Annotated in this window: 27 protein-coding genes, 5 tRNA genes and 1 other RNA gene; 18 read left to right on the top strand and 15 right to left on the bottom strand. The window is 44.9% G+C overall.

The genetic code is table 11. The features are described from left to right. The 5 genes from FTV29_RS09165 to coaD all read right to left on the bottom strand — a co-directional run. Positions 1-244, bottom strand: a 244-nt coding sequence (locus FTV29_RS09165) for a transposase (protein WP_171072066.1), incomplete at its 3' end; no start/stop codon positions are given. A gap of 166 nt (positions 245-410) precedes the next feature. Then, a tRNA-Met gene (locus FTV29_RS09160) sits at positions 411-487 on the bottom strand. 72 nt (positions 488-559) lie between these two features. Continuing rightward, an RNA gene (rnpB, locus tag FTV29_RS09155) (RNase P RNA component class A) lies at positions 560-937 on the bottom strand. Between the two features lie 26 nt (positions 938-963). Beyond that, on the bottom strand, positions 964-1,227 hold the full coding sequence (locus tag FTV29_RS09150; protein WP_005097729.1) for a YfhL family 4Fe-4S dicluster ferredoxin: 264 nt from the start codon (positions 1,225-1,227) through the stop codon (positions 964-966). 1 nt (position 1,228) lies between these two features. Then, entirely contained in the window at positions 1,229-1,720 is a 492-nt protein-coding gene (coaD, locus tag FTV29_RS09145) for a pantetheine-phosphate adenylyltransferase (RefSeq protein ID WP_004280585.1), read from the bottom strand. A gap of 139 nt (positions 1,721-1,859) precedes the next feature. Between coaD and smpB the strand changes: the two genes are divergently transcribed. Continuing rightward, positions 1,860-2,339, top strand: coding sequence for an SsrA-binding protein SmpB (gene smpB, locus FTV29_RS09140; RefSeq protein WP_004280586.1), 480 nt, complete (start codon positions 1,860-1,862; stop codon positions 2,337-2,339). A 56-nt stretch (positions 2,340-2,395) separates the two neighbouring features. Here smpB and FTV29_RS09135 read toward each other — a convergent pair whose 3' ends face one another. Genes FTV29_RS09135 through rluD form a run of 3 tightly spaced genes read right to left on the bottom strand, consistent with a single transcriptional unit; the run spans position 2,396 to position 4,827 of the window. Next, a complete protein-coding gene (locus FTV29_RS09135; RefSeq protein ID WP_005097730.1) occupies positions 2,396-2,956 on the bottom strand; it encodes a flavodoxin family protein in 561 nt (186 codons plus the stop codon). A gap of 40 nt (positions 2,957-2,996) precedes the next feature. Further along, on the bottom strand, positions 2,997-3,737 hold the full coding sequence (gene pgeF, locus FTV29_RS09130; protein ID WP_180075396.1) for a peptidoglycan editing factor PgeF: 741 nt from the start codon (positions 3,735-3,737) through the stop codon (positions 2,997-2,999). A gap of 37 nt (positions 3,738-3,774) precedes the next feature. After that, positions 3,775-4,827, bottom strand: coding sequence for a 23S rRNA pseudouridine(1911/1915/1917) synthase RluD (gene rluD / locus FTV29_RS09125; RefSeq protein WP_180075395.1), 1,053 nt, complete (start codon positions 4,825-4,827; stop codon positions 3,775-3,777). Between the two features lie 71 nt (positions 4,828-4,898). On the opposite strand from rluD, the gene FTV29_RS09120 reads away from it, so the two are divergent. Next, positions 4,899-5,891, top strand: a complete 993-nt coding sequence (locus tag FTV29_RS09120) for an outer membrane protein assembly factor BamD (RefSeq protein WP_005097733.1) — start codon at positions 4,899-4,901, stop codon at positions 5,889-5,891. A gap of 193 nt (positions 5,892-6,084) precedes the next feature. Further along, positions 6,085-7,998, top strand: a complete 1,914-nt coding sequence (locus FTV29_RS09115) for a DNA primase (protein WP_100355888.1) — start codon at positions 6,085-6,087, stop codon at positions 7,996-7,998. An 81-nt stretch (positions 7,999-8,079) separates the two neighbouring features. On the opposite strand, the gene hemA is transcribed toward FTV29_RS09115, so the two are convergent. Further along, positions 8,080-9,363: a glutamyl-tRNA reductase gene (gene hemA / locus FTV29_RS09110; protein ID WP_005169843.1), complete on the bottom strand. Its 1,284-nt coding sequence runs from the start codon at positions 9,361-9,363 to the stop codon at positions 8,080-8,082. Positions 9,364-9,441: 78 nt separating this feature from the next. Between hemA and FTV29_RS09105 the strand changes: the two genes are divergently transcribed. The 11 genes from FTV29_RS09105 (at position 9,442) to panD (ending at position 15,540) form a co-directional block, all read left to right on the top strand. Further along, positions 9,442-11,154 (top strand): tetratricopeptide repeat protein, encoded by a 1,713-nt coding sequence (locus tag FTV29_RS09105; protein ID WP_005097736.1) that lies wholly within the window; start codon positions 9,442-9,444, stop codon positions 11,152-11,154. Positions 11,155-11,161: 7 nt separating this feature from the next. Next, on the top strand, positions 11,162-11,740 hold the full coding sequence (lolB, locus tag FTV29_RS09100; protein ID WP_180075394.1) for a lipoprotein insertase outer membrane protein LolB: 579 nt from the start codon (positions 11,162-11,164) through the stop codon (positions 11,738-11,740). A gap of 21 nt (positions 11,741-11,761) precedes the next feature. After that, positions 11,762-12,589, top strand: a complete 828-nt coding sequence (gene ispE / locus FTV29_RS09095; RefSeq protein WP_180075399.1) for a 4-(cytidine 5'-diphospho)-2-C-methyl-D-erythritol kinase — start codon at positions 11,762-11,764, stop codon at positions 12,587-12,589. Between the two features lie 2 nt (positions 12,590-12,591). Further along, a tRNA-Gln gene (locus tag FTV29_RS09090) sits at positions 12,592-12,666 on the top strand. 25 nt (positions 12,667-12,691) lie between these two features. After that, positions 12,692-12,766 (top strand) — tRNA-Gln (locus FTV29_RS09085). Positions 12,767-12,786: 20 nt separating this feature from the next. Next, a tRNA-Gln gene (locus tag FTV29_RS09080) sits at positions 12,787-12,861 on the top strand. A 92-nt stretch (positions 12,862-12,953) separates the two neighbouring features. After that, positions 12,954-13,028, top strand: a tRNA-Gln gene (locus tag FTV29_RS09075). Between the two features lie 36 nt (positions 13,029-13,064). Then, complete coding sequence (locus FTV29_RS09070) at positions 13,065-14,018, top strand: ribose-phosphate pyrophosphokinase (RefSeq protein WP_005097740.1); 954 nt, start codon at positions 13,065-13,067, stop codon at positions 14,016-14,018. Positions 14,019-14,116: 98 nt separating this feature from the next. Next, positions 14,117-14,413 (top strand): 50S ribosomal protein L25, encoded by a 297-nt coding sequence (gene rplY, locus FTV29_RS09065; RefSeq protein WP_005097741.1) that lies wholly within the window; start codon positions 14,117-14,119, stop codon positions 14,411-14,413. 18 nt (positions 14,414-14,431) lie between these two features. Next, positions 14,432-15,013 (top strand): aminoacyl-tRNA hydrolase, encoded by a 582-nt coding sequence (pth, locus tag FTV29_RS09060; protein ID WP_005097742.1) that lies wholly within the window; start codon positions 14,432-14,434, stop codon positions 15,011-15,013. A 146-nt stretch (positions 15,014-15,159) separates the two neighbouring features. Then, positions 15,160-15,540 (top strand): aspartate 1-decarboxylase, encoded by a 381-nt coding sequence (gene panD, locus FTV29_RS09055; RefSeq protein ID WP_005097743.1) that lies wholly within the window; start codon positions 15,160-15,162, stop codon positions 15,538-15,540. Between the two features lie 69 nt (positions 15,541-15,609). Here panD and FTV29_RS09050 read toward each other — a convergent pair whose 3' ends face one another. From FTV29_RS09050 to FTV29_RS09035, 4 genes are all read right to left on the bottom strand, one after another. Continuing rightward, positions 15,610-16,182, bottom strand: a complete 573-nt coding sequence (locus FTV29_RS09050) for a GDYXXLXY domain-containing protein (protein ID WP_005169829.1) — start codon at positions 16,180-16,182, stop codon at positions 15,610-15,612. Then, positions 16,179-17,984, bottom strand: coding sequence for a DUF2157 domain-containing protein (locus FTV29_RS09045; RefSeq protein WP_100329104.1), 1,806 nt, complete (start codon positions 17,982-17,984; stop codon positions 16,179-16,181). Before FTV29_RS09045 ends, FTV29_RS09050 begins: the two co-directional genes overlap by 4 nt. Before the next feature lie 90 nt (positions 17,985-18,074). Further along, entirely contained in the window at positions 18,075-18,686 is a 612-nt protein-coding gene (locus FTV29_RS09040; protein WP_005097747.1) for a LysE family translocator, read from the bottom strand. A gap of 46 nt (positions 18,687-18,732) precedes the next feature. Next, the gene (locus tag FTV29_RS09035) at positions 18,733-19,218 is read right to left on the bottom strand and encodes a DUF1289 domain-containing protein (protein WP_035337988.1); all 486 of its coding nucleotides are present in this window, start codon (positions 19,216-19,218) and stop codon (positions 18,733-18,735) included. Between the two features lie 198 nt (positions 19,219-19,416). Between FTV29_RS09035 and FTV29_RS09030 the strand changes: the two genes are divergently transcribed. The 4 genes from FTV29_RS09030 to FTV29_RS09015 all read left to right on the top strand — a co-directional run bounded on the left by FTV29_RS09030 (position 19,417) and on the right by FTV29_RS09015 (position 21,995). Next, positions 19,417-20,349, top strand: a complete 933-nt coding sequence (locus tag FTV29_RS09030; protein ID WP_005097749.1) for a rhodanese-related sulfurtransferase — start codon at positions 19,417-19,419, stop codon at positions 20,347-20,349. A gap of 206 nt (positions 20,350-20,555) precedes the next feature. Continuing rightward, positions 20,556-20,834 carry a hypothetical protein gene (locus FTV29_RS09025; protein WP_005097750.1) on the top strand — a complete coding sequence of 93 codons (279 nt, stop codon included), beginning with the start codon at positions 20,556-20,558 and terminating at the stop codon, positions 20,832-20,834. Between the two features lie 87 nt (positions 20,835-20,921). Continuing rightward, positions 20,922-21,539, top strand: a complete 618-nt coding sequence (locus tag FTV29_RS09020) for a DedA family protein (protein ID WP_180049603.1) — start codon at positions 20,922-20,924, stop codon at positions 21,537-21,539. 30 nt (positions 21,540-21,569) lie between these two features. After that, the gene (locus FTV29_RS09015) at positions 21,570-21,995 is read left to right on the top strand and encodes an ABZJ_00895 family protein (RefSeq protein WP_100329106.1); all 426 of its coding nucleotides are present in this window, start codon (positions 21,570-21,572) and stop codon (positions 21,993-21,995) included. 67 nt (positions 21,996-22,062) lie between these two features. Here the strand turns inward: FTV29_RS09015 and FTV29_RS09010 are convergent, their stop codons facing one another. Beyond that, positions 22,063-22,587 carry a YecA family protein gene (locus FTV29_RS09010; protein WP_005169813.1) on the bottom strand — a complete coding sequence of 175 codons (525 nt, stop codon included), beginning with the start codon at positions 22,585-22,587 and terminating at the stop codon, positions 22,063-22,065. 71 nt (positions 22,588-22,658) lie between these two features. Beyond that, a complete protein-coding gene (locus FTV29_RS09005) occupies positions 22,659-22,865 on the bottom strand; it encodes a PA3496 family putative envelope integrity protein (RefSeq protein WP_005169810.1) in 207 nt (68 codons plus the stop codon). Between the last annotated feature and the right edge of the window lie 2 nt (positions 22,866-22,867).

The raw sequence follows: 22,867 nt of genomic DNA, 5'->3' as shown, positions 1-22,867 counted from the left end.
TAATCAGACTTTGCACAAAGCCAGTGACCATACGTAAAGACAGACGGAATAAGGATTTAATCATTAAGCAGCATTGGATGGCTGCGTCGGAGTAGGTTTGATTTCGCCCTTGTTTGCCTTTTGATGGCGCATACCATTGCGTAGCAGGATCAAACCAAATGGCAATATTTCCGCGACTCATGAGTGCTCGGTTATATGCGGGCCAATTGGTTGTGCGGTAGATTTTGTGTGTAGGCTTCTTCATTTGAAAATTATATCGCTGAAAAAGCCTTTACAGATAGGTTTGTGCAACAAAGCCACCTTTATGCAACAAAGCCCTATTGTAGTGCTTTTCAGATTTTCCACCAACATCATCACCAAATATCAGACATAAAAAAACCCACTCAATCGGAGTGGGTTTTTTCAGAATATGGTGGCTATGACGAGACTTGAACTTGTGACCCCCGCATTATGAGTGCGGTGCTCTAACCAACTGAGCTACATAGCCTTAAACTGTGCGCGCATTATGAGATTTTCTTTAAAGAGCGTCAACCCCATAATGCACTGTTTGATCAAAATTTGTTGAAGTGAGCCGATAAGCCGGGTTCTGTCGTGAACGATCATTCCTCTAGGCGCACAATCACTCATGCGCTCAAGCGACCTACCCGAATCCAGCATGGGCCATGCCTAATGGATTCCTATTTGGTCTTGCTTCCGGTGGGGTTTACCTCGCCATGAACTGTTACCAGCCATGCGGTGCGCTCTTACCGCACCCTTTCACCCTTACCTCCGATTCCGATTGCTCGAAAACATAATGAAGGCGGTCTTCTCTCTGCTGCACTTGCCGTCGGTTTGCACCGCCCAGGCGTTACCTGGCACCTTGCCCTATGAAGCCCGGACTTTCCTCCCCTGCTTCAATCACGGAGATCTCCACAGCAGCGATCGTCTGGCTCACTTCGAGCGGCATAGTACCAAATATCGAGACTAATTGCTTGATGTTTTTTGAGCAGTCAGTTTTTCATACTTGGCTTGCAGCTGCTCCTGCGTTTCCGCATGGTTCGGATCCAGTGGAATACAATCCACCGGACAGAACAGCTGACATTGCGGTTGATCATGATGTCCGACGCACTCTGTACATAAATCTGGATGAATCTCATAAATGAGTTCACCCATATAAATGGCCTCATTCGGGCATACAGGTTCACAGACATCACAATTAATACATTCATCGGTGATATATAAAGACACGCTACCAACCTTGTTGAAGTTTACGCTCGAAGGCAGCAACCACGTTTGGTGGTACAAACTTGGTCACATCACCTCTTAATCGAGCAATTTCACGCACCAAAGTGGATGAAATAAAAGAATATTGCTCTGAAGGAGTTAAAAATACCGCTTCAAAGTGGGAGTCAAGCTGACGGTTCATATTGGCCAGCTGAAATTCATACTCAAAATCGGACACTGCACGCAAACCACGCAGTACAGCCGTCGCTTTTTGTTCACGAAAGAAATTGACCAGCAAACCATCAAAACCTACAAATTCAACATTGTCCAAATGACTCAATGACTCTTTTGCCAGGGCAACACGCTCTTCCAGACTAAATACCGGATTTTTATGATGACCGATGGCAATCGCCACAACGACCTCATCAAACATTCGCGCTGCGCGGGTTACCAAATCAATATGTCCATTGGTAATTGGATCAAAAGTCCCCGGATAAATCACACGAGTTTTAGACATCCATTTGTACTCTGTTTGTTATGTAGAATCTTATTTTAGCAAAAACTTGTTTTTTTGGTGAATAATCCTCATTAATTTAAAAAACTTCACCTTATTTCTAGTTGCGGTACAATAGCAGCACGTTTGGAAGTATCAGATTATGGCGAAAGCATCTATTGTAGTAAAAAAAAATAATGGCGGTACCATTGCACTGAATAAACGTGCCCGCCACGATTATTTTATTGAAGAGAAATTTGAAGCGGGGCTGTCATTAAAGGGCTGGGAAGTCAAATCAATGCGTGCCGGTCGTATGACCATTGTAGAAAGCTATATTACCTTTAAAAATGGTGAAGCTTTCCTGTTTGGTGCGCAAGTTCAGCCTTTGCTGAGTGCTTCAACACACGTGGTGCCTGAAGCGACCCGTACCCGAAAACTGTTGTTGAATCGCCGTGAAATTGAAAAGCTGATGGGCGCGATTAACCAGAAAGGTTATTCCTGCGTGCCACTGGCCTGTTACTGGAAAGGCCCACATGCCAAGCTGGAAATTGCACTGGTCAAAGGTAAGCAGCTCCATGACAAACGTGCCACTGAAAAAGACCGTGACTGGCAACGTGATAAAGCGCGAATTTTCCATAAATAATGGATCAATACTTGAATATAAAAACCTCCAGCATGTGGAGGTTTTTTTATCAGTGACTAAGCTGGATGATTTAAGCGCGCCAGTGTCAAAGCAATATATTCGCCAAACCAGAGCGCGGTTTTTAAATCCCCTTCAGGTGGGGTGACTTCTACCGGTGCATTGTCCGACTGGGTCATCAGCCCCAAAAAGCTCGACATACGATTCAGATCAGTCACGGCACGACCTGTCGGCATCAAGGGCAAACCGCTCCACAACATACCATGCTGCATCGCAAACAGGTTGATTTGCTGCAACACTGCCAGTTTGTCGCCACTAAGTCCGCCACCATTGGTAAAAGCTGCTGCCAGTTTGCCCTGCCAGCTACGCGCCAGCCAGCGCTTGGATGACTGCTCCATAAACAGCTTCATGGCAGAGGTCAGGCTTCCCATATAGGTCGGACAACCAAAGACAATCGCATCTGCGGCATCTAGCACATCCCAATCAATATGTTCGACATTCATCATATGCACCTGAACACCAGTTTCCCGTGCACCATCAGCAATAAAATTTGCCACTTTAGCCGTGTGTCCATAAGGACTGTGATAAACAATCGCAACAGATTTGGAAGATAGGGACATAATGCTCAAAAGCCAAAAAATTCAGTTAAGTTTAACATTTTCATGCCATAAACACGAATGTCGCCATACGACCCATTTTAGGCTCACGGCGATAAGAAAAATATTCATCCGCCTGACGATAAGAACACTGATCCCCGCCCAATACGGTATGTATCCCATGTTGTCGCAAGATATAACGCGCAATCGCATACAGGTCGGCATAATATTTACCCGCCTGCTCGCCCACCTGAAATGCACTGTCCAGTTCAGGATATTTACTGCAAAAAGCCACTTTCACCTCAGTGCCAATTTCAAAACAGGGCTGACTGATGGCTGCACCAAGCCAGGCCCAGGTCGGCGGAGTCTGCATGGCCGCAATGGTATTTTCGATAATACCACCGGCCAGACCACGCCAACCGGCATGCAAATTGGCAACTTCCGTACCATCGGCATTACCTAACACCACCGGCAAACAGTCTGCGGTCATCATCATCAGGGCATGCGCTTTGCGCTGCGTCACCAGACCATCGCCGACCAATGCCTCAAAGGGTATCTGTTCATTAATGCTATGACAGATGGTGCTATGCGTCTGGGTCATCCAGGTAATTTTATCTACGCCAAAGGCAGCGAAATCTTGCAGTAAAGCCATACGATGCTGTTGTACCCGCTGCGCATCATCCTGCACATGCAAGGCCAGATTAAAACCTGCAAGCTCAGGCTGCATGGATGGCTGTACTTTCGCATGATGAACGCGGGTCTGACCCACATACACACCTTGTGGAAGTCCTGGTACAAATTGCATCTCGATTCCTTGCTTTGACGCGAGCTAAATAAAAAAATTAATAGGCTTTGTTTTCGGTGCGCAGCACTTCAATCAGATTGGCAAAATCTTCCGGCCACGGCGCTTCAAAGGTCATTTCTTCTTTGCTACGCGGATGGGTCAGACCGAGTTTTGCTGCATGCAAGGCCTGACGTTTAAAGCCACGTAAAGTATCATCTAATAATTGTGATGCACCTGCCGGCATACGTACACGCGGCATATACACCTGATCACCAATCAAGCCAAAGCCGATATAGCTAAAATGCACACGAATCTGGTGGGTACGTCCGGTTTCAAGACGGGCTTGAACACGGGTGAAATGCTGGAAGCGCTCTTTGACGTTATAATGCGTTACTGCATCTTTACCGCCCGGAAGCACAGTCATTTTCACGCGATCCACCGGATGGCGTTTGATCGGTTCATCAATGGTACCGCCAGCAATAATATTGCCATATACCACCAGATCATACAGACGATACACTGATTTTTTCTCAAGCTGTTTGCTGAGAGAGAACTGTGCTTCCAGATTTTTCGCTACGACCAACAGACCGCTGGTGTCTTTATCGATACGATGTACCAGACCTGCACGCGCCAGTTCAGCTGATTTCGGATAGTGATGCAATAAAGCATTCACCAAGGTGCCAGAACTATTGCCAGCGCCCGGATGTACCACCATACCGACTGGTTTGTTGATGACCATAATGTCATCATCTTCATAGATGATGTCCAGTGGAATGTCTTCTGGCAGGCTGCGCGTTTGTGCTTCAAGCTCGACATTTAAGGTCAGGGTTTCAAAACCATCACTTTTAAATTTCGGCTTGACCGGCTGACCATTCACCAATAAATTGCCATCTTTGATCCATTGCTTTAATTTTTCTCGGGAAAAATCGCTCCAGACCATCGCGGCAATCTGGTCGATCCGTTGCCCGATATAAGTTTCATCCAGTTGAAATTGCAACGATAAACGTGTTGCAGTTGCTTCTGAAGTATGGTTATCTGCATCCTCAGAATCTTCAAGTAAATTGAAATCAGTATCAGGGATATTAGAATTGGAAGATTGTGCTTGACTCATTTGCTCATTCAGACAAAAGTGGTTTAATAGTGCAATTGTAGCTCATTGCCCGTATTAACAGAGGAATTTTTATGTCGCTACCACATTATAAAATGACAATGCTTGCCCTCACGATTGGCATTGCATCGGCAATGGTAGGCTGTAGCAGTAATCCCAAAAAAGAAGTCGTGGATAAAGGTCCTGAATCTAGCGAGCAAGTTTATATTCAAAAAGCACAGAAAGCGCTAGATCGTAATCAATATACCGATGCCGCAAAACAGCTAGAAGCACTGGAAACCTATTTCCCGACCAGTCAGTATGCTCCGCAAGCGCAACTTGAACTGTTATATGTAAAATTTCAGCAAAAAGATTATGAAGGTGCAGTGGCACTGGCAGAGCGTTTTATCCGTCTGAATCCACAACATCCAAATGTCGACTATGCTTACTATGTACGCGGCGTATCCAATATGGAGCAGAACTATAATGGTCTGCTGCGTTATACCTCGCTGAAACAGTCGCATCGTGATGTCAGCTATCTGAAAGTGGCTTATCAGAATTTTGTCGATTTCATTCGCCGCTATCCGTCTAGCACCTATGCGGTCGATGCAGCGCAGCGCATGAAATTTATCGGTCAGGAACTGGCTGAGCATGAAATGAATGCGGCACGCTTTAATTTAAAACGTAAAGCCTATCTGGCTGCGGTTGAACGTGCACAATGGGTGGTGGAACATTATCCACAAACCCCTCAGATTCCAGAAGCACTGGCAACGATTGCCTATGGCTATGATCAACTGGGTGATAAAGCAACCTCTCAGCAATATGTTGATGTGTTAAAGCTGAATTATCCAAATCTGGTGAAATCTGATGGTACGGTCAACTTGCGTGCAGCACGTAGCGAAAGCAGTTTCTTTAACCGTGCCACACTGGGTATTTTTGGTAAAGAAGCCAAGACGGTGACTGACAACAATGCAGAGTCGGATGCGCCAGAAACTGAAAAGCGCAGCCTGACCAATCGTGTGTCTTTTGGTTTGCTTGATCGTCCTAAAAATACCGAAGCAGAGCAACCTGAACCGACTGCCGAATAAGCCGACTGTCACAGGTGCATTTTCTTTAAGGGCAAGGTATCATACTTGCCCTTTTGCTTTGTCCCGGCCAGGCTTGAACAAATCGTACAAAAGGTATACAAAGGAAGTTAAAAAGAATTGACCTGAATCAGTTCAATCCTATTGATTCAATCACTTAAACCTTAGATACGCAGCACGAGAAGCTCAGCAGATTATGGCAATTCCTCAACATACGATTGATCAGATTCTCGATCGCACCGATATTGTCGATGTGATTGGTCAATTCGTGAAACTGAAAAAAACTGGCCGTACCTATTCGGGCTGCTGTCCTTTCCATCAGGAAAAATCGCCCTCTTTTCACGTCTATCGTGACAAACAATATTTTCACTGTTTTGGCTGTCAGGCCAATGGCAACGCCATCCGTTTTTTAATGGACATTGGTAGCCGTAATTTCGTCGAAGTGATGAAAGACCTGTCCAGTCAGACCGGCATTGAACTGCCAAAAGACAATACTGATTCCAATAAATTAAAATACAAACGGGAAGCAGCCAAACCGAAAATAGTCGCTACGACCAAAGTTGAGAATACGCAAGCTCCGCAACGCCCAGCACAAGAATATTCTGTGTCGGATGCTTCTTTTGATCCATTTGCAGAGTTTCAGGCCTCCGAACAGGATTTCTACGGCGACCCTTTTGCTGCTTTTGAACACATGCCAATGGCCGAAGTTCAGCAAGACGGCAACTTATACGACCTGCTGGAAAATATTGCGCAGTTCTATGAACGCCAGTTACCCAACAGTTCCAGTGCACAGCAATATTTCAAGCAACGTGGCCTGACTGCAGAAACCATTGCCTATTGGCGCTTAGGTTATGCACCTGAAGACTGGCAACATCTGGAAAAAGCCTTTCCTCAGGATATTGAAGGCCTGAAACTACTGGGGCTGATTCGTACCAGCGACAGTGGCCGTGATTTTGATCTATTGCGTGAACGGGTAATTTTCCCGATTCGTGATACCAAGGGTCGTGTGGTCGGCTTTGGTGGCCGTGCGCTCAATGACGAGATCAAGCCCAAATACATCAACTCGCCAGACTCTGAAGTTTTCCATAAGAACCAGTTGCTTTATGGGCTGTATGAAGGCAGAAAGCAGAAAGCCCAGGAATGGCTGATGGTCGAAGGCTATATGGATGTGATTGCATTGCAGCAATACGGCATTCATGGCGCAGTCGCGACACTGGGGACTGCCAGTAATACCGACCATCTGAACATTCTGTTTAAGCAGAACAACCGGATTACCATTGCCTTTGATGGCGATGCTGCCGGTCAAAAAGCCGCACGCCGAACGCTGGACATTGCCCTGCCATTACTCAGTGATGGCCGTGAGCTGAAATTCTTTGTTTTGCCTGCTGACCATGACCCGGACTCCTTGATCCGCCGTGAAGGCATCGAAAACTTTAGACGCTTGCTGGATCAGGCGCCGCTGATGTCGGACTTCGTGTTTGCCCATCTGACCCAAAATCAGGACATCACTACCCCTGAAGGTAAAAGTCAGGTCATGGGTGAACTGAAAAATCTGACCGAATTATTGCCTAAACATGGCTCATTCCGCTATTTGCTGCAGCAATTTTTCCGCGAAAAACTGGGCTTTAACCGTAAATGGCAACCCAAGGTTAATACCGATGCATCCTTAAGTTTTAGCACCAAAATTGATGCTGAAGAATATGTGATTGCAATTTTGATGAATCATCCCTATTTGTATATTCATTTTGAACCACTGCGTGCGCTGGTATCTGAAGATCAGCTGCTGTTTAAAATCCTAAATATTCTGAATGTGATTTTTGATGACCTGCCGGATGATCCTGAACTCTCGATCTATTATGTTTTAGGTGCCTGTGCAGTACATCATCATGAATTACAGCATATTCTACAACATGCCAATGTGAGCGATTATACCTCTTCGCCTGAACAGGCCGACAAACTGGCGGCAGACTTCTCGACCAAGCTGCAATATCAGTGTCTGAAAAACAAGATAAAATCGAAAAAATTTAGCAGCATTGCAGAAATGAAGAATCTGAAAATGCAGATTTACGAAATTGATAAAAAACGCTCCATGACCTTATTGGACGATTAACAGTTTTAAATCGCTTCAAATAAAAATAAGGCGTTTATCTCTAAACGCCGTTCTTCAAAATAGCTATTGTTAAAGAGCTCGCTAATGTTTGGTCTTGCGGCGTGTATCAACTACCTCTTGCAAGGTATCGCGCATCATTTCAAAACAGCTTGGATCTTCCGCCTTGGCCGCCTCACGCAGCACAATAGAAGTCGGATGTAAGAGTTTCTGTGTCAGGCGGTGCGAAAACTCAGCCATAACCATTTCTGCTTTTTCACCCTGGGCAATACGTTGCAGCGCCAATGCCAGTTCTTCCTGCCGCAACTCTTCACCATGGTCACGATAAGCATGAATGGTGGCCCCGGCCTGCTTGACCTTTTGCTGGGTCATCAGTTCTGTTGCGAGCTGATTCACCATAACTTCGGCTTCAACCGCAGCCTGACGACGATGCGCCAGATTTTCCTCAATCACGCTTTGCAGATCATCGACGCCATACAGATATACCCCATCAAGTTTTTCAACTTTAGGATCGATATCACGTGGCACGGCCAGATCGACTAACAACATTTGCTGGTAACGGCGTTTTTTCAGTGCCGCTTTGATATCTGCAAAATGAATCACCTGATGCAGACTGCCGGTACAACTGGAAATCACATCGGCGCGATGCAGATTGTCTGCCAGCTGGTCAAAGTCAATAATTTCTACTTCTACCCGATGCGCAATTTCCTGCGCCAGAATGTCTGCACGTTCTCGGGTACGGTTACAGATAATAATCTTGCCCACACCCATTTCTGCGAGATGCTTGGCGACCAGACTGTTCATCTCCCCGGCTGCTACCACCATAATGGTGAGCTTGTCTGGATGACTAAATACCTGTAGGGCCAACTGTGCAACCGCATAGCCCATCGATACCGCATGACTGCCGACAGCAGTCTCGGAACGAACCCGTTTGGCCGCATAAAAGGCATATTCAAAAATTCGGTTTAAACTGCGTGACACCGTCTGGGAGTCTTTGGCAAGAGAAAGTGCATTTTTGACTTGTCCCAGAATCTGCGGTTCACCCAGCATCAGTGAATCCAGACCACTGGCGACACGCATCAAGTGCGTCACGGCTTGGGCATTTTCATAACGATAGACATGATTTTGCAGTTGTTTGACATCCACCCCATTTTTTTGGGCGAGCCAGTTCAGCACCATGTCGACATTGTCAGACATCGCGTAAACTTCGGTTCGGTTACATGTAGACACCACCACCATGTCGTTTAATTCAGGGTGTTGGCTTTGCTCGGCAAGAATGGCACTTAACTTTTCAGGGTTAAACGCAACTTGTTCCCGCAGTTCTACAGAGGCAGTTTGATGGTTGACACCCAATGCAAAGAAAGACATATCAGGTCATCATTTCAATAAATTTATGCTATTGTGCAATATCGGTGTCATAAAAAGCATTACTTGGATCAAGAAAAATTGCGTCAAACAATCAGCCGTATCAACGGCCCTACAATTAAGCAATATTCTACCACATTCCTATTGGTGGGTAGCATGGCTTCAACTGCTCATCTTTATGCAGCGGAAGCAGTTTACCATGCAAATCAAAATTATGATGCCATAAAACAAAGTATGATGGCCGAGTTTGCCATTGCCGCACATGACATTCCGACTGCTTTGCACAACTATACGGTTCTGGCAATCAAGAGCAATTCCACCACGGTCAAGCAGCGTGCACTGAATGTTGCATTGGAACATGATGATTTACAGGCAGCCCTCGATATCTCGACCCACTGGGTGGTACAGGAGCCGCAGGATGTCCCCGCTTTATTTTATTTATCCCATATTGCCCTGAAAGCGCATGAGTATGAGCTGGCGGCAGAGACCTTAGAGAAAATCCTGCAAATTGATGACAGTGCCGATCTGGAAGAAATTCTCGCTGGGATTTCACCTGAAGGCACAGAAGACCGCAGCTATCTGATTCAGGCTTTAAGCACCACCAAAGCCAGAGACAATCCGTCTATTCTGGTGCTGGTGGCCGGTCTGGAAGCACAAAATGGTCAGCTGGAACAGGCTTTAAATACCATTAACCGTGCTCTAAAAAAACGTCCGAATGCGACTGGTTATATCCTGATGAAAGCCAATCTGCTGAATGCTCTTGGCGATCCAGAAGAAACCCTGCAATGGTATGAAAAATCCAGCCGTAAACACCGCAATAATCTGGATGTGCGTCTGGCCGAAGTCAAATATCTGGTCAAGCTGAACGAAGCGACTTTGGCGCTGAAAAAACTGCAAGACATTCTAAAAAAATGGCCAACGGCTGAAGAAGCCCTGTTCATTGCCGGACTGACCAGTATTGATCTGGAAGAATACGAGAAGGCCGAAAAACATCTGGTCGAACTGCGTTATTCTGCGCAGTATCAAAATGAAGCCTATTATTATCTGGCAGTGAATGCTGAACGCAAACAGCATTATGAAACCGCCAAAGCCTATTATCGTCTGGTCGATGGCAGTCTGTACACCGTCTCGCGTCGTAACATGATCTCGATTTTTGCCCAGCAGGATAAGCTGCATGATGCGCTGCGTTTCTTGACTCAGGAACGGGTGAATTATCCACAACATGCCAGCTTTTTATATCTGGCCCAGGCAGATATTTTAACGCGTATGCAGAATAAAAAAGCTGCGATCCGCCTGCTAGAAGAAGCCAGCAAAAACCTGCCGGATGATCCGGAACTGGTTTATGCGCAAGTGCTATTGCTAGATCCACATCAGGATCGCAACAAGCTGGATAAATTGCTGGCAAATTTACTCAAGATTGAACCGAATAGTCCGACCTATCTGAATGCCTATGCCTATACCCTGGCAATGCAGAACCGGCGTCTGGAAGAAGCGCGCCGCTATGTCGAACAGGCACTGGAATATGCACCGGAACAGGCTTCCATTCTGGATACTTATGGTTATATCTGTTATTTACAGAATGACTTTGCCACGGCTGCAGATGTCTTATACAAAGCATATCAACTCAATCCAAGCGTGAAGATTGGGGTACGTTATGCGCGTTCGTTGTACATGAATGGTGATATACAACACTTCCATCAAGTGTTACAACAATTACAACAAAACCATCCAAATGACCCCGAATTAAAACAACTTAATTCGCTATTGTTAGCACCACAAAACCAAACGAGTTAATTCTTTTATGCGCAATTTAAGCCAATTGGGCTGCTGTGCCTTTGCAGCAACTGCTTTATTCTTAACTGGCTGTCAGCAGATGATCAATCCGCAAACGCCAGTGACACCTTCTGTACAGGCAGATAATCAATTCCAGCTGCAAGGTAAAATTGGTGTGCGCACACCGCAACAGACCGGCAGTGCATTCTTTACCTGGGTACAACAGCAAGAAGAATTTGATATTGAGCTGAGTGGTATTTTAGGTGTGGGCAAAACCCAGATTTCCGGCACGCCCGGCCAAGTCACATTAAACAGTGCTAAAACAGGTGTGATTCAAGCGGCAAGTGCCGAAGAATTACTGCAACGCGCCACAGGCTGGCAAGCACCGATCAGCTATTTAGTGGACTGGGTACAGGCCCGCCCTGCGACAACGACTGCCAAATTGCAAAAAGATGATACACAGCGGATTAGCCAGATTATTGAACAGGGCTGGACGGTCGATCTCAATTACAATGCGCAGGCCAAAATACCAAACCGCTTGATTTTAAAGCAGTCACTTGAAAATGGCGCGGAAAACCGTATTACAATGATCATTGAAAACCGTTAATTGACCTGATGTTAGCCCATGATGATTCGTGTTCCCTCGCCTGCTAAACTGAATTTGTTTTTACATATTACCGGTCGCCGTGAAAATGGCTATCACGAGCTGCAAAGCATTTTTCAGCTGATTGATCTGTATGACTGGCTGGAGTTTGAACAAACAGATAATCAACACATCCAGATTGAAGGGCTGGCCTCCGTCGACCTAGAACAGAATTTAATCTATCGTGCGGTACAACTGTTGAAGCCCTATGCTCAAACACTATCCGGACTAAAGATTCATCTGGAAAAAAATATCCCGATGGGTGCTGGACTCGGGGGCGGCTCGTCTAATGCAGCCACCACCCTGATTGTGCTGAACCAGCTCTGGCAGTGCGGTTTAAATATCGAGCAACTGGCAGATCTCGGAGTCAAGCTGGGTGCAGATGTACCGATATTTGTACATGGTCGAAATGCTTGGGCTGAAGGCATTGGCGAACACTTAACATTCATAGACTTAGATCAAAAACAATTCATTGTGTTAAAACCTGACTGTTTTATCAGCACTCAACGGCTTTTTTCGCAAAAAGCATTGACAAGAGACACGAAGAGCACTAAATTTTGCGCCTATCAGCAAACGCCATCTGATTTTGGAAATAACTTTGAGCCACTGGCTCGATCCTTATATCCTGAAGTCGATGAAGCGATGCAATATCTCGACCAGTTCGGTATTGCAAAACTTACAGGTACAGGTGCTTGTGTGTTTATTGAAGTCACTGAAAATCTGAATATCGAAGATATTCTTGCAAATGCACCATGTAAAGCTTACCTGGTCAACAGTTTACAAGAATCACCTTTAGTTCAGTTTAAAGTGTAGATAGGGGTATCGCCAAGTGGTAAGGCACCGGGTTTTGATCTCGGCATCCGTTGGTTCGAATCCAGCTACCCCTGCCATTTTCACCTGTAGATGTACTGTATTAGGGGTATCGCCAAGTGGTAAGGCACCGGGTTTTGATCTCGGCATCCGTTGGTTCGAATCCAGCTACCCCTGCCATCTTACAGTTCATCAAATTTAGGGGTATCGCCAAGTGGTAAGGCACCGGGTTTTGATCTCGGCATCCGTTGGTTCGAATCCAGCTACCCCTGCCATTTTCTCGAAAAAAGACAGAACACTCATTTGCTGTAAGACTGTTAATTTACCTTGACACTTTACCGTAAAAATATTAAAGTTCTGCCGCATTAGGGGTATCGCCAAGTGGTAAGGCACCGGGTTTTGATCTCGGCATCCGTTGGTTCGAATCCAGCTACCCCTGCCATCTATTCCCATATATCCCAACCGCCAAGGGTGCTTCATGCCCAATCTTGTCGTTTTTAGTGGATCTGCGCATCCACAATTCGCTCAAAAAGTCGTAAGTCACTTACATATTCCTCTAGGCGCTGCCTCTGTAGGTCAGTTCTCTGATGGTGAAATCGCTGTCGAGATTACTGAAAACGTTCGTGGTAAAGACGTATTCGTCGTGCAACCTACTTGTGCTCCTACTAACGATAACCTGATGGAAATCTTAGTCATGGCTGACGCTTTGCGTCGTGCAAGTGCAGGTCGTATTACTGCCGTGATTCCTTACTTTGGTTATGCTCGTCAAGACCGTCGTCCACGTTCAAGCCGTGTGCCAATTACTGCTAAAGTCGTTGCAGACATGCTGACGACTGTAGGTATTGACCGCGTTGTGATGATTGATCTTCATGCTGACCAGATCCAAGGTTTCTTCGATATCCCTGTAGACAACATCTACGGTACACCAGCGCTACTTGCTGACTTACGTCAGCAGTCACATCACAACCTGATGGTGGTTTCACCTGACGTCGGTGGTGTGGTTCGTGCACGTGCTGTTGCGAAACAAATGGGTGATATCGATCTTGCAATCATCGATAAGCGTCGTCAAAAAGCGAATGAATCACAAGTGATGCATTTGATTGGCGATGTGAAAGATCGTGATTGTGTCATCGTCGATGACATGGTAGATACTGCAGGCACTTTATGCAAAGCAGCTGATGCATTGAAAACTTTCGGTGCTCGCAAGGTTGTTGCTTATGCAACGCATCCAGTACTTTCTGGTAAAGCATTAGAAAACTTAAGACATTCTGTGATTGATGAGTTGGTGGTTTGTGACACCATCCCACTTTCAGATGAAGCTTTAGCACTGGGCAAGATTCGCCAGGTTTCCGTAGCCAGCATGGTTGCCGAAACGATTCGTCGCATTAACAACGAAGAATCTATTAGCGCAATGTTCGATTCTTATCTATAATAGAGCGCTGAATTTTCAAAGCCCTGCCATTTGGTAGGGCTTTTACTCACTAGACTGGTCGCAAGTCTGGTTCATTTAACTTAAATAGGATGTCTATCATGGCAAACTTCGTATTAAACGCAGCAGCACGTGAAGAAGCAGTTCAAGGGAAAGGTTCGAGCCGCCGCCTTCGTCTTCAAGCTAAAGTTCCTGCAATCATCTACGGTGGCGAAGCTGCTCCTGTAGCTGTTACTCTTGAGCTTCGTCAGCTTGTTAAATTTTTAGAAAATAACTCTTTCTTTGAAGAAGTTATCGAAATTGATGTAGACGGTAAAGTTGAAAGCGTGAAAATCCAAGCCTTACAACGTCACCCAGCTAAAAACACGCCTATGCACGCTGACTTTAAACGCGCATAAGTGTTAATGGTGTAATTAGTGTCAAATATTTCACTGATTGTTGGTTTGGGCAACCCAGGTTCTGAGTATGCCCAAACCCGCCATAATGCAGGGGCCTGGTTCGTAGAACGCCTTGCAGAGCAATATGGCATTACCCTCAAGAAAGACCCGAAATTCAATGGATTTAGTGGTCGTGGCAATATCGAAGGTCAAGACGTTCGTCTTCTTCTACCTACAACCTTTATGAACCTTTCCGGTAAAAGTGTTGTTCCTTTCGCCAAATTCTACAATATCGCACCTGAATCGATCCTGATTGCCCATGATGAACTGGATATGAATCCTGGTATCATTCGCCTGAAAACGGGTGGTGGTCACGGTGGCCATAATGGTCTACGCGATATCGTGCCGCATATTGGTTCAAACTTCCATCGCCTGCGTATTGGAATCGGTCATCCTGGTGCCAAAGACCGTGTTTCTGGTCATGTGCTCAGTAAAGCGCCCAGCAGCGAACAAAAGTTAATGGATGATGCAATTTCACATGCGCTCGCACGTACCAAAATGCTGGTGAATGCAGAAGTACAGCAAGCCATGAATCAAATTAATGCCTATAAGCCTAACTGATCATTCAAAAATCGCTGGACAATTCCGCTTGTCAGAAAGATCATTTAAGCGCAAAATGCGCAAGCCTACCCACTTATCCAGTGTCGTAGAAATTGATTCAACCATATGATGATCAAAGTCTTAGTTCAACTCAGGGGACGCTAGCCATGCTATCTCGTTTATTAAAATGCAAAATTCACCGCGCTCACGTTACACATGCAGAATTACACTATGAAGGTTCATGTGCAATTGATGGCGTTTTGATGGATTTAGCTGGCATTCGCGAATACGAAGAAATTCATGTGTGGAACGTGACCAATGGTAAACGTTTTGCAACTTATGCCATTCGTGGCGAAGATAATTCAGGCATCATTTCAGTCAATGGTGGCGCTGCACATCAAGCCGATGTAGGCGATATCATCATTATTGCAACTTTTGGTGATTTCACTGAAGCTGAAGCAAATGCACATCAGCCACGCTTGGTCTATGCAAATCCAAACAATACCGTCAGCCATACTGCCAACTGTATTCCGGTACAAGTCGCTTAAGTCGATTCGACCAGATTCCCAAAGCTCGCACCTCGCGGGCTTTTTTATGGCCAGAATGACTAAATATAATTAACTGCCCTGCCGCCAGCTTTTAGAACTTTCACAATTTAGGGGCTTTAAATGGGAGTCAACAAGATTAACCAGTAAAGCCTTTCCATTTTCCTTAAGCTTAAGTTCGGCAAATTTGGCATTGCGATAACACGGCTCCAGGCCTTCGGCGAATAAAAAACTATTGGCCGCCGGATATAAAGCTTCAAAACTATTGCGTGGATTCTTTAAAAGCAGTTTTGCGGAAGATGCCGGATGAACTTGTAACAGACGCGGATCAAAACTGCTTCGTATCACCCGTCGTTGTGCATCCAAGCGTACATAGCTCATGATCTGAGACCGATCTTTAAAATCCTGAATAGTGATATCTGAACCTGTTTGATTCAGGGCAGTTTCATCAGCATCTAGACCAGCAAAATGCAACTGATAATTCAGCGCCATATAATCGCCCTGCAAAATCGAACGCGGATCGACGGGCGCCAACTTAACAAAAATACTCTGACTATTTCTTAAATGCCATTCATGCTGGATAATTAAGCCCACAAATAAGGCAATACTAAAAATACTCAGGTGTAGCACCCAGAACTTTTTCATGAGGCTACTCCTGTTTTCGACTGAAATTTCGGTGAGCTCAACACATAAGCCAGAAGCAAAACCAGCAGACCTGAAGCAAAGATACTGACACTCTTAAATAAAAAGCTGAGTCCCAGATTGTAATACAGCAACCATAACCAGAAGATCAGTAACAGAACCAATAAGGCCTGCATCAATCGCTGTTGATTGACCATCGCCCAGGCCATAAGTACCAGAATGATGAAAATTTCAAAATAGCCCAGTGCAATCAGTAAAATGCCTACGGCAGGAATCAGCCAGAGTGGTGTCAGCGAAAATTGCTTCAGATGTATTCCGATAAAACTCAGCAGCCATACTGCGGGTAAAATATAGAAAACAATTGCTTCATCTATACCGCGCGGATGCAGTTGCTGCGCTACGCCAAATTGCAACAGACATTGAAAAATAGCCGTTGCTGCCAAAATACTGATCATCCACAGATTCACACTTTTGGCATAAGCTGAAGCAAGCCAGTGTCTTGCAGTGAGTAAAGCCACGGTCAGCACACTGTAATTCAACAGCATGATCCATGTGATCAGGCGATGGTCATGAGAAAATGGGTGCTGCTCGATTAAAACTGCAATTCCCAACGCATGAGCCAGTAATAACTGTAATAGCAGCACCAGCCAATGCATGCGATTCATGATACTTAGCAACGTAATACCGATTTGTATCAGCCAGATCAGCAATAAACTATCTGTCAACAATTCGGTATGAATCAGGACAGCAGCCTGACCGCAAACCCACAAACAATAAGCCAGTTGCCGCAGAAAAACTGAAGGCTTGCTATGAATCAGCCACCAGGCAATCCCGATAAAGATTAGCCCCATCAGGATGGATAAACTTTCCCAATAGGTCAGCAACAGCATGGCCAGTATCACACCAGCAATCCATGCGCCCAGCGCCAGTGGAATGACCGAAAACCGGCTCTGGGGTAACAGCTTTATCAGCAGCGCACTAATCGCCGCAAACCAGCCAAAGATGAGCAAAGCCAGCACCAATAAGCCTGCAGCTGAATTTTGCAAATATTGGTCTGTGAGATCAAAAATCAGAATGCTAAAACTCAGTGCCAGCCCTGCAACCAGCAAACTGGTTTCCAGCTGTTGCTGCCGAGTATAGAAATAAGCACTAAATAACAGTGCTAAGACCAGTACCGAAGCCAAATACCAGATCGAATTCGAGTCGATAAATCGAAACATGCTGAATACCGAAATGAGTACCACCACGGCAATCAACAGATAGCGTAAAACCGGATAATAGCGTAATGCATAGATCAGACTCAGTCCGGTCAACAGATTAAGACTGAGCAGATAGGCAGTTTCAGCACGCACCAACCAAAAGCTTTGTTTAAAATAAAAATAAAGCGCCAGCTGGCTGACCACGCAAAATAATGCAAACACACCAATATTCGGTCGATACAGCCAAGGCAAAAGTAACAATGCCCAAAGCAAAAATAGTTGATAACTGTCCGCGCCAGTCTGATAGATCTGCCCAATCACCGCCAGACTTAAGCCCAGCATTAAACCCGATACAGTATCCAGACTTTGTCTTAACTTTTCTCGCGCAGCAAAATGCACACTCAGCAATGCCGAACCCAGCAATAAAACTTGCGGCATAAACAACTGGACAAATTTCGGCAGCATCCACCAGTTTGCTGCCAGCAGATACACGATACTGACAGCGATCAGCGCGAGTCCAATGATTTGAAGAATCTGAATAACAGCAGGTTGAATAAATAACAGCGGTGAGAATGGATGATCGGGCTTGGTTACTGTTTTAGACATGCTGATCTGTTCAATTTTTATTTGATTTTACCTTAGCATGATTTTTAGCGCATATGCCAGGCAGGAACCTTACAACTGTGCAGTACTTTTTTAAATCAGGATCTGATAAATGCCGTAAAGAGCAATGATCAGCAGAATGAGACCACACAAGGCCAGCAAATGCGGATACAACCGAGAACGGGATAAACGGTTAAAACCCAAATACACCACCGACAGGGTCAGGAAATCCAGCACGATCCAGCTCAAGGTTAAGATTATGAGACTCAAATCGAGATCAGATGTAATACCAATAAACTGCGGGAAAAAAGCCGCAAAGAAAATAATATCTTTGGGATTGGAAATACCGACCAGAAAACCCTGCTGAAAGCCGCCACGTACCGGAGATAACTTCTTTTGAGTTGACTCTGCTTGCTGGAAAATCACCTCCCGAAATATTTGCAGCCCCAGATAACCAATATACAGACAACCCAGCAACTTGATGGCATCCAGCCACTGTTCATTAATGACCAGCAAGCCTTTCAGGCTTAATATCGATAAAGCAATCAATATCAATGAAGCGAAATTGGTGCCAAAAATAGTTCTTAAAGCCGCAGCATAACCGCCTTTTAGACCGGCACTGGCCACCAGCAACATCACCGGACCAGGCGTGGCGATCATTACCACAACAGCCAGACAATACAAGAGATACTCACTGATATTCATGCTTTTCCCTCAGCTGTTGTTATTTTTCTGCATAAAAAAAGAGGACTTATTCCTCTTCCTGCAGATGAATCAGATGCTGACTAATGCCATCCGCCCGCAGAAAAGCCAGATCATAACTGGCAGTGGCCAAAGCCAGAATCCGGCGCTCAAACTCATCCCAGAGTGGACGTACCTGCTTATAATGAATCCCCAAACCACTATCATCGGTAAAATGCCGATTTTTTTCACAGAGCTTTAAAGCATGATACAGCTTACGTCCTTTGGAGGCATCGTCACGTAAACGTACCCGTTTTGACAGCACAAAGGCTTGAACCTTGACGATATCTGCATGTGGCAACAACGGCACTAAAATCTGATCCAGCTGTGCATCCAGACGCCGCCATACGGCATGATGTTGATCAGCGCCATAAGTGTTCCAGTGAATCACCTCATGATTGAAACGGCGGCAACCACGACATACCGCATCACCAAATACGGTCGAGCAACGCCCAGCACACGGGGTTAAAGACGCAATACGACGATCTGAACTCAAAACACACTCCAAAGATACTACAACTTCCAGTACCTGCATCACTGCATAAAACTTTACAAAATTCCGGGTCGGGCATGACTATACACGCTCTCCCCCACGAATTGAAGCCTGTTAAAAGGCAAGTGTTTTACTCGCTTATTCACTCGAATCACGCTAAAATATGCGCCTTTAAATTATCATGCTACGTTGGAGTATTCCATGAACGCTACTGTAGAACAGCTTGCACCTGTAGAACAGCAAGCGACCTCAGGTTGGGTTGTTGCCGCACTTTATCAATTCAAAGAAGTTCAAGATCCTGCCGATCTTCAACAACGTCTTTTAGACTTGGTAAAAACAATCAACCTTTGTGGAACACTCATTGTAGCGGGTGAAGGGATTAACGGTACGGTTGCAGGTGACCGTGCATCGATTGATCAAATTCACCAGTTCCTTCTCAATGAAGGCTTTGTTGAGATGGAATATAAAGAGTCAGACAGCTCTGACAAGCCATTTCGTAAAATGAAAATTAAATTAAAAAAAGAAATCGTGACTTTAGGGGTAGAAGTGAAACCACGTGATCTGGTCGGTCACTATCTTGATCCTCAGGAATGGAATGAACTGATTGCGCGTGATGACGTGATTCTGGTTGATACCCGTAACGATTACGAATACAAAGCAGGAACGTTCAAAGGCGCGATTGACCCGAAAACTGAAAGCTTCCGTGAATTCCCTGAATATGTGAAAAATAATCTGGAACAGCACAAAGACAAGAAAATTGCCATGTTCTGTACCGGTGGTATTCGCTGTGAAAAATCAACCTCTCTGCTTCTGCAAGAAGGTTTTACAGAGGTGTATCACCTGAAAGGCGGTATTTTAAAATACCTGGAAGAAACTCCGGCTGAAGAAAGTATGTGGGAAGGCGAATGCTTCGTATTTGATGGCCGTACAGCAGTAACACACGGTGTCGAAGAAGGTCAAAACACCAAATGCCATGCCTGTGGCTGGCCTTTGCTTCCTGAAGAAGTGGCGCTGCCAAGTTATGAACATGGTGTCTCTTGCGTGTACTGCATTGACAAGACCACAGAGAAACAAAAAGACGGTTTCCGTATGCGTCAGTCCCAAATTCTGGCAGCAAAACGTAAACGTCTCTAAGCCAGCCGCTTTGTAAGAAAATATATAAAAACCCTCTTCGGAGGGTTTTTTATTTACATAAAAATTACAACAGTAATAAAACTCTCACCAATTCATTACCAAGAACCTTATTTTTTTCCAAGCAAGATTGCTAGTCTATTGAAAAGTCTATCTTAAGCCAAGTCTTTCATTATTAACTTAAATTTTAAAATGAAAAGGAATATAACATGACCAGTTCACTTGCTCGAGATCCAGATAATCTGGTTCAGTTTCAACCCAAAGAGAATATAAAACAACAACGACTTCATCAGGTTAATGACGAGCTTGAGAGCCAGTCACATGTGTTTGTGGTCATCTTGGGAACTGTGATTGGCGCGATTTTAGCGCTGTTTATTGGTTATCATCTTAATACCAGTGTCATTCATTTTATGCTGCTGAGTGTTTTACCTGTCTGTTTGGCCTATGGCTTACGCAAAGTCTATATTTATACGCTGACACATAGCTGATTCTGCCTGCTCATTTATATTCCAAGACTTTACCGCATAAAAAATACTGCTTAGGATACAGGCAGTATTTTTTATTTTGACCATCTTATGAATTTAACTGAATGGATTATTTCCGTCATGGAACAACTGGGCTACTGGGGTATTGCCCTGCTCATGTTTCTGGATAATGTCTTCCCACCCATCCCTTCCGAAATCATTATGCCTTCTGCGGGCTATTCGGCCTCTCAGGGTGAGTTAATACTGGTCGGGGTGATCATGGCCGGTTGCATTGGCTCATTACTAGCAGCAGCCTTGCTGTACTGGGTGGGTTATAAATTCAATCACGATTCCATTTTCAAGTTTGTCGACCGTTATGGCAAATATCTGTTTATCAAATCCAATGATGTGAAAAAGTCACTGAGCTGGTTTGAACATTATGGACATCGGATTGTGTTTTTTGGCCGCATGGTTCCTGCCGTCCGCTCACTGATCAGCATTCCTGCCGGCATGAGCCGTATGCCCTTCTGGAAATTCATGTTCTATAGCGCACTCGGAACCATCATCTGGACCACGTTTTTGGCCTGTGTCGGATTTTACTTTGGTGAAAACCAAGAGTTGATGCAGCAAATTTTCAGTAAAGTCAGTTATGTGATTATTGCGATTGTTATAGTCATTATTGCCTGGGTTATCTACCGTAGACAGCAGCGTAAAAATCGTCCATCCTGAATAGACCTCAGCATGAAGGAGGCTAAAACGATGTCGCACTATCTTAAATATTTTGCCACCGTTTATCTTAGCTTGGTTCTATTCGTGGGCGTACTCATTTATGTATTCAATCTGGGCGCGATTCTCCTGATCCCGGCCCTGATCGCGTCAGCCTTTCTCAGTGCCCGATACTTTGTGAAGAGAGAACAACATTTACCCAGCAAGGAAGAGAAAAGCAAACTGGTATGGGGTTCTACCATCATTGCGATTACATTTGGGTTTATTTTTATATTTGTTGTGATCTGGATGCATCCACAGACTGAAGCCATCTTCAACAACATGGCTTATACCGGAAGGGGCCCGAATTCATTTCTGATGGCCGCTGTGATTGCGGTGCATGGTTTGATCTTTCATATTGCCTATAATAGCTATGCCCGCTACAGTCTGAGCAAACGGGTCGGTATTGAAAGAAAATAAAATCCCTTCGATGCTTTGATAAAAGTCCAAAGCTAAAAAAAGCACCGTGCGGTGCTTTTTTTATGAATTATTCTGGAGTGTGATACATCAGATACAATTCATTTAAATTGTCTGGAATTTCTTCTGCAAGTTCGTCCATTAACTGGCCATTGCGACGGAAAGTTTCCATTTGCGGATCTTCATCATCGATACCGCTGAAGACCATGATTGGCAGAGTTAAATCTACCAGCTGTTCTTCAAATTCTTCAGTAAACCAAGCTTCTTCGTTCAGGAACATGGCATCGACAAAGCCCACACTCCAGTCACCCAAGCTTGATTCGGTGTCTGCTTCTTCAATTTCAAATGGGAATGTAATCCCTTCTTCATTGGCTAAGCTTTGACGGATAGACTCTAACCATGCTTGTACCTGAGTGATGATTTCTGCAGGCACTTTCTTTTGATTGCTATCAAAAAGCTCGTCTAACCATTTGTCGAATTTTGGGCCTACTGCAATAGCACATAAGAAACCATGGGTTGCTGCGAAATCTAGACCATGTTCATTTTGGTCACCATCTAGATATTCACTCAACAGGTCTAAATCTAAAGCACTCATCTAACATCCAAACTTAGAAAACCGAAAGGTTTAGCATAGCATTTATTCAGGCCATGCTAAATCCGAATTCGTTAATCTTCGTCATCAAAATCGTCATCATCGTCGAAGTCATAGTCAAAATCTTTGAGTTCGCGTTCCAAGCGACGTTGTGAAAGTAAGTCATCAATCAGACGACGTTTTTCCAACGACTCTTTAGCGCTCAGCTTACTGGAAGCTTCATCGAAATTAACATCATCCTCACCGAAGCTATCATCTAGTTCAAAATCTGTAGAAGACACTA

The sequence above is a fragment of the Acinetobacter sp. YH12254 genome (assembly GCF_013417415.1).
GTDB lineage: Bacteria > Pseudomonadota > Gammaproteobacteria > Pseudomonadales > Moraxellaceae > Acinetobacter > Acinetobacter pseudolwoffii.
This window is presented reverse-complemented; position numbering and strand designations above follow the sequence as displayed.

Excerpts from the sequence above, each read along its gene's own strand:
- coaD (WP_004280585.1), bottom strand. The coding sequence starts at position 1,720 with ATGTCTAAAACTCGTGTGATTTATCCGGGGACTTTTGATCCAATTACC.
- smpB (WP_004280586.1), top strand. The coding sequence starts at position 1,860 with ATGGCGAAAGCATCTATTGTAGTAAAAAAAAATAATGGCGGTACCATT.
- FTV29_RS09135 (WP_005097730.1), bottom strand. The coding sequence starts at position 2,956 with ATGTCCCTATCTTCCAAATCTGTTGCGATTGTTTATCACAGTCCTTAT.
- pgeF (WP_180075396.1), bottom strand. The coding sequence starts at position 3,737 with ATGCAATTTGTACCAGGACTTCCACAAGGTGTGTATGTGGGTCAGACC.
- rluD (WP_180075395.1), bottom strand. The coding sequence starts at position 4,827 with ATGAGTCAAGCACAATCTTCCAATTCTAATATCCCTGATACTGATTTC.
- FTV29_RS09120 (WP_005097733.1), top strand. The coding sequence starts at position 4,899 with ATGTCGCTACCACATTATAAAATGACAATGCTTGCCCTCACGATTGGC.
- FTV29_RS09115 (WP_100355888.1), top strand. The coding sequence starts at position 6,085 with ATGGCAATTCCTCAACATACGATTGATCAGATTCTCGATCGCACCGAT.
- hemA (WP_005169843.1), bottom strand. The coding sequence starts at position 9,363 with ATGTCTTTCTTTGCATTGGGTGTCAACCATCAAACTGCCTCTGTAGAA.
- lolB (WP_180075394.1), top strand. The coding sequence starts at position 11,162 with ATGCGCAATTTAAGCCAATTGGGCTGCTGTGCCTTTGCAGCAACTGCT.
- ispE (WP_180075399.1), top strand. The coding sequence starts at position 11,762 with ATGATTCGTGTTCCCTCGCCTGCTAAACTGAATTTGTTTTTACATATT.
- FTV29_RS09070 (WP_005097740.1), top strand. The coding sequence starts at position 13,065 with ATGCCCAATCTTGTCGTTTTTAGTGGATCTGCGCATCCACAATTCGCT.
- rplY (WP_005097741.1), top strand. The coding sequence starts at position 14,117 with ATGGCAAACTTCGTATTAAACGCAGCAGCACGTGAAGAAGCAGTTCAA.
- panD (WP_005097743.1), top strand. The coding sequence starts at position 15,160 with ATGCTATCTCGTTTATTAAAATGCAAAATTCACCGCGCTCACGTTACA.
- FTV29_RS09050 (WP_005169829.1), bottom strand. The coding sequence starts at position 16,182 with ATGAAAAAGTTCTGGGTGCTACACCTGAGTATTTTTAGTATTGCCTTA.
- FTV29_RS09045 (WP_100329104.1), bottom strand. The coding sequence starts at position 17,984 with ATGTCTAAAACAGTAACCAAGCCCGATCATCCATTCTCACCGCTGTTA.
- FTV29_RS09040 (WP_005097747.1), bottom strand. The coding sequence starts at position 18,686 with ATGAATATCAGTGAGTATCTCTTGTATTGTCTGGCTGTTGTGGTAATG.
- FTV29_RS09030 (WP_005097749.1), top strand. The coding sequence starts at position 19,417 with ATGAACGCTACTGTAGAACAGCTTGCACCTGTAGAACAGCAAGCGACC.
- FTV29_RS09025 (WP_005097750.1), top strand. The coding sequence starts at position 20,556 with ATGACCAGTTCACTTGCTCGAGATCCAGATAATCTGGTTCAGTTTCAA.
- FTV29_RS09020 (WP_180049603.1), top strand. The coding sequence starts at position 20,922 with ATGAATTTAACTGAATGGATTATTTCCGTCATGGAACAACTGGGCTAC.
- FTV29_RS09015 (WP_100329106.1), top strand. The coding sequence starts at position 21,570 with ATGTCGCACTATCTTAAATATTTTGCCACCGTTTATCTTAGCTTGGTT.
- FTV29_RS09010 (WP_005169813.1), bottom strand. The coding sequence starts at position 22,587 with ATGAGTGCTTTAGATTTAGACCTGTTGAGTGAATATCTAGATGGTGAC.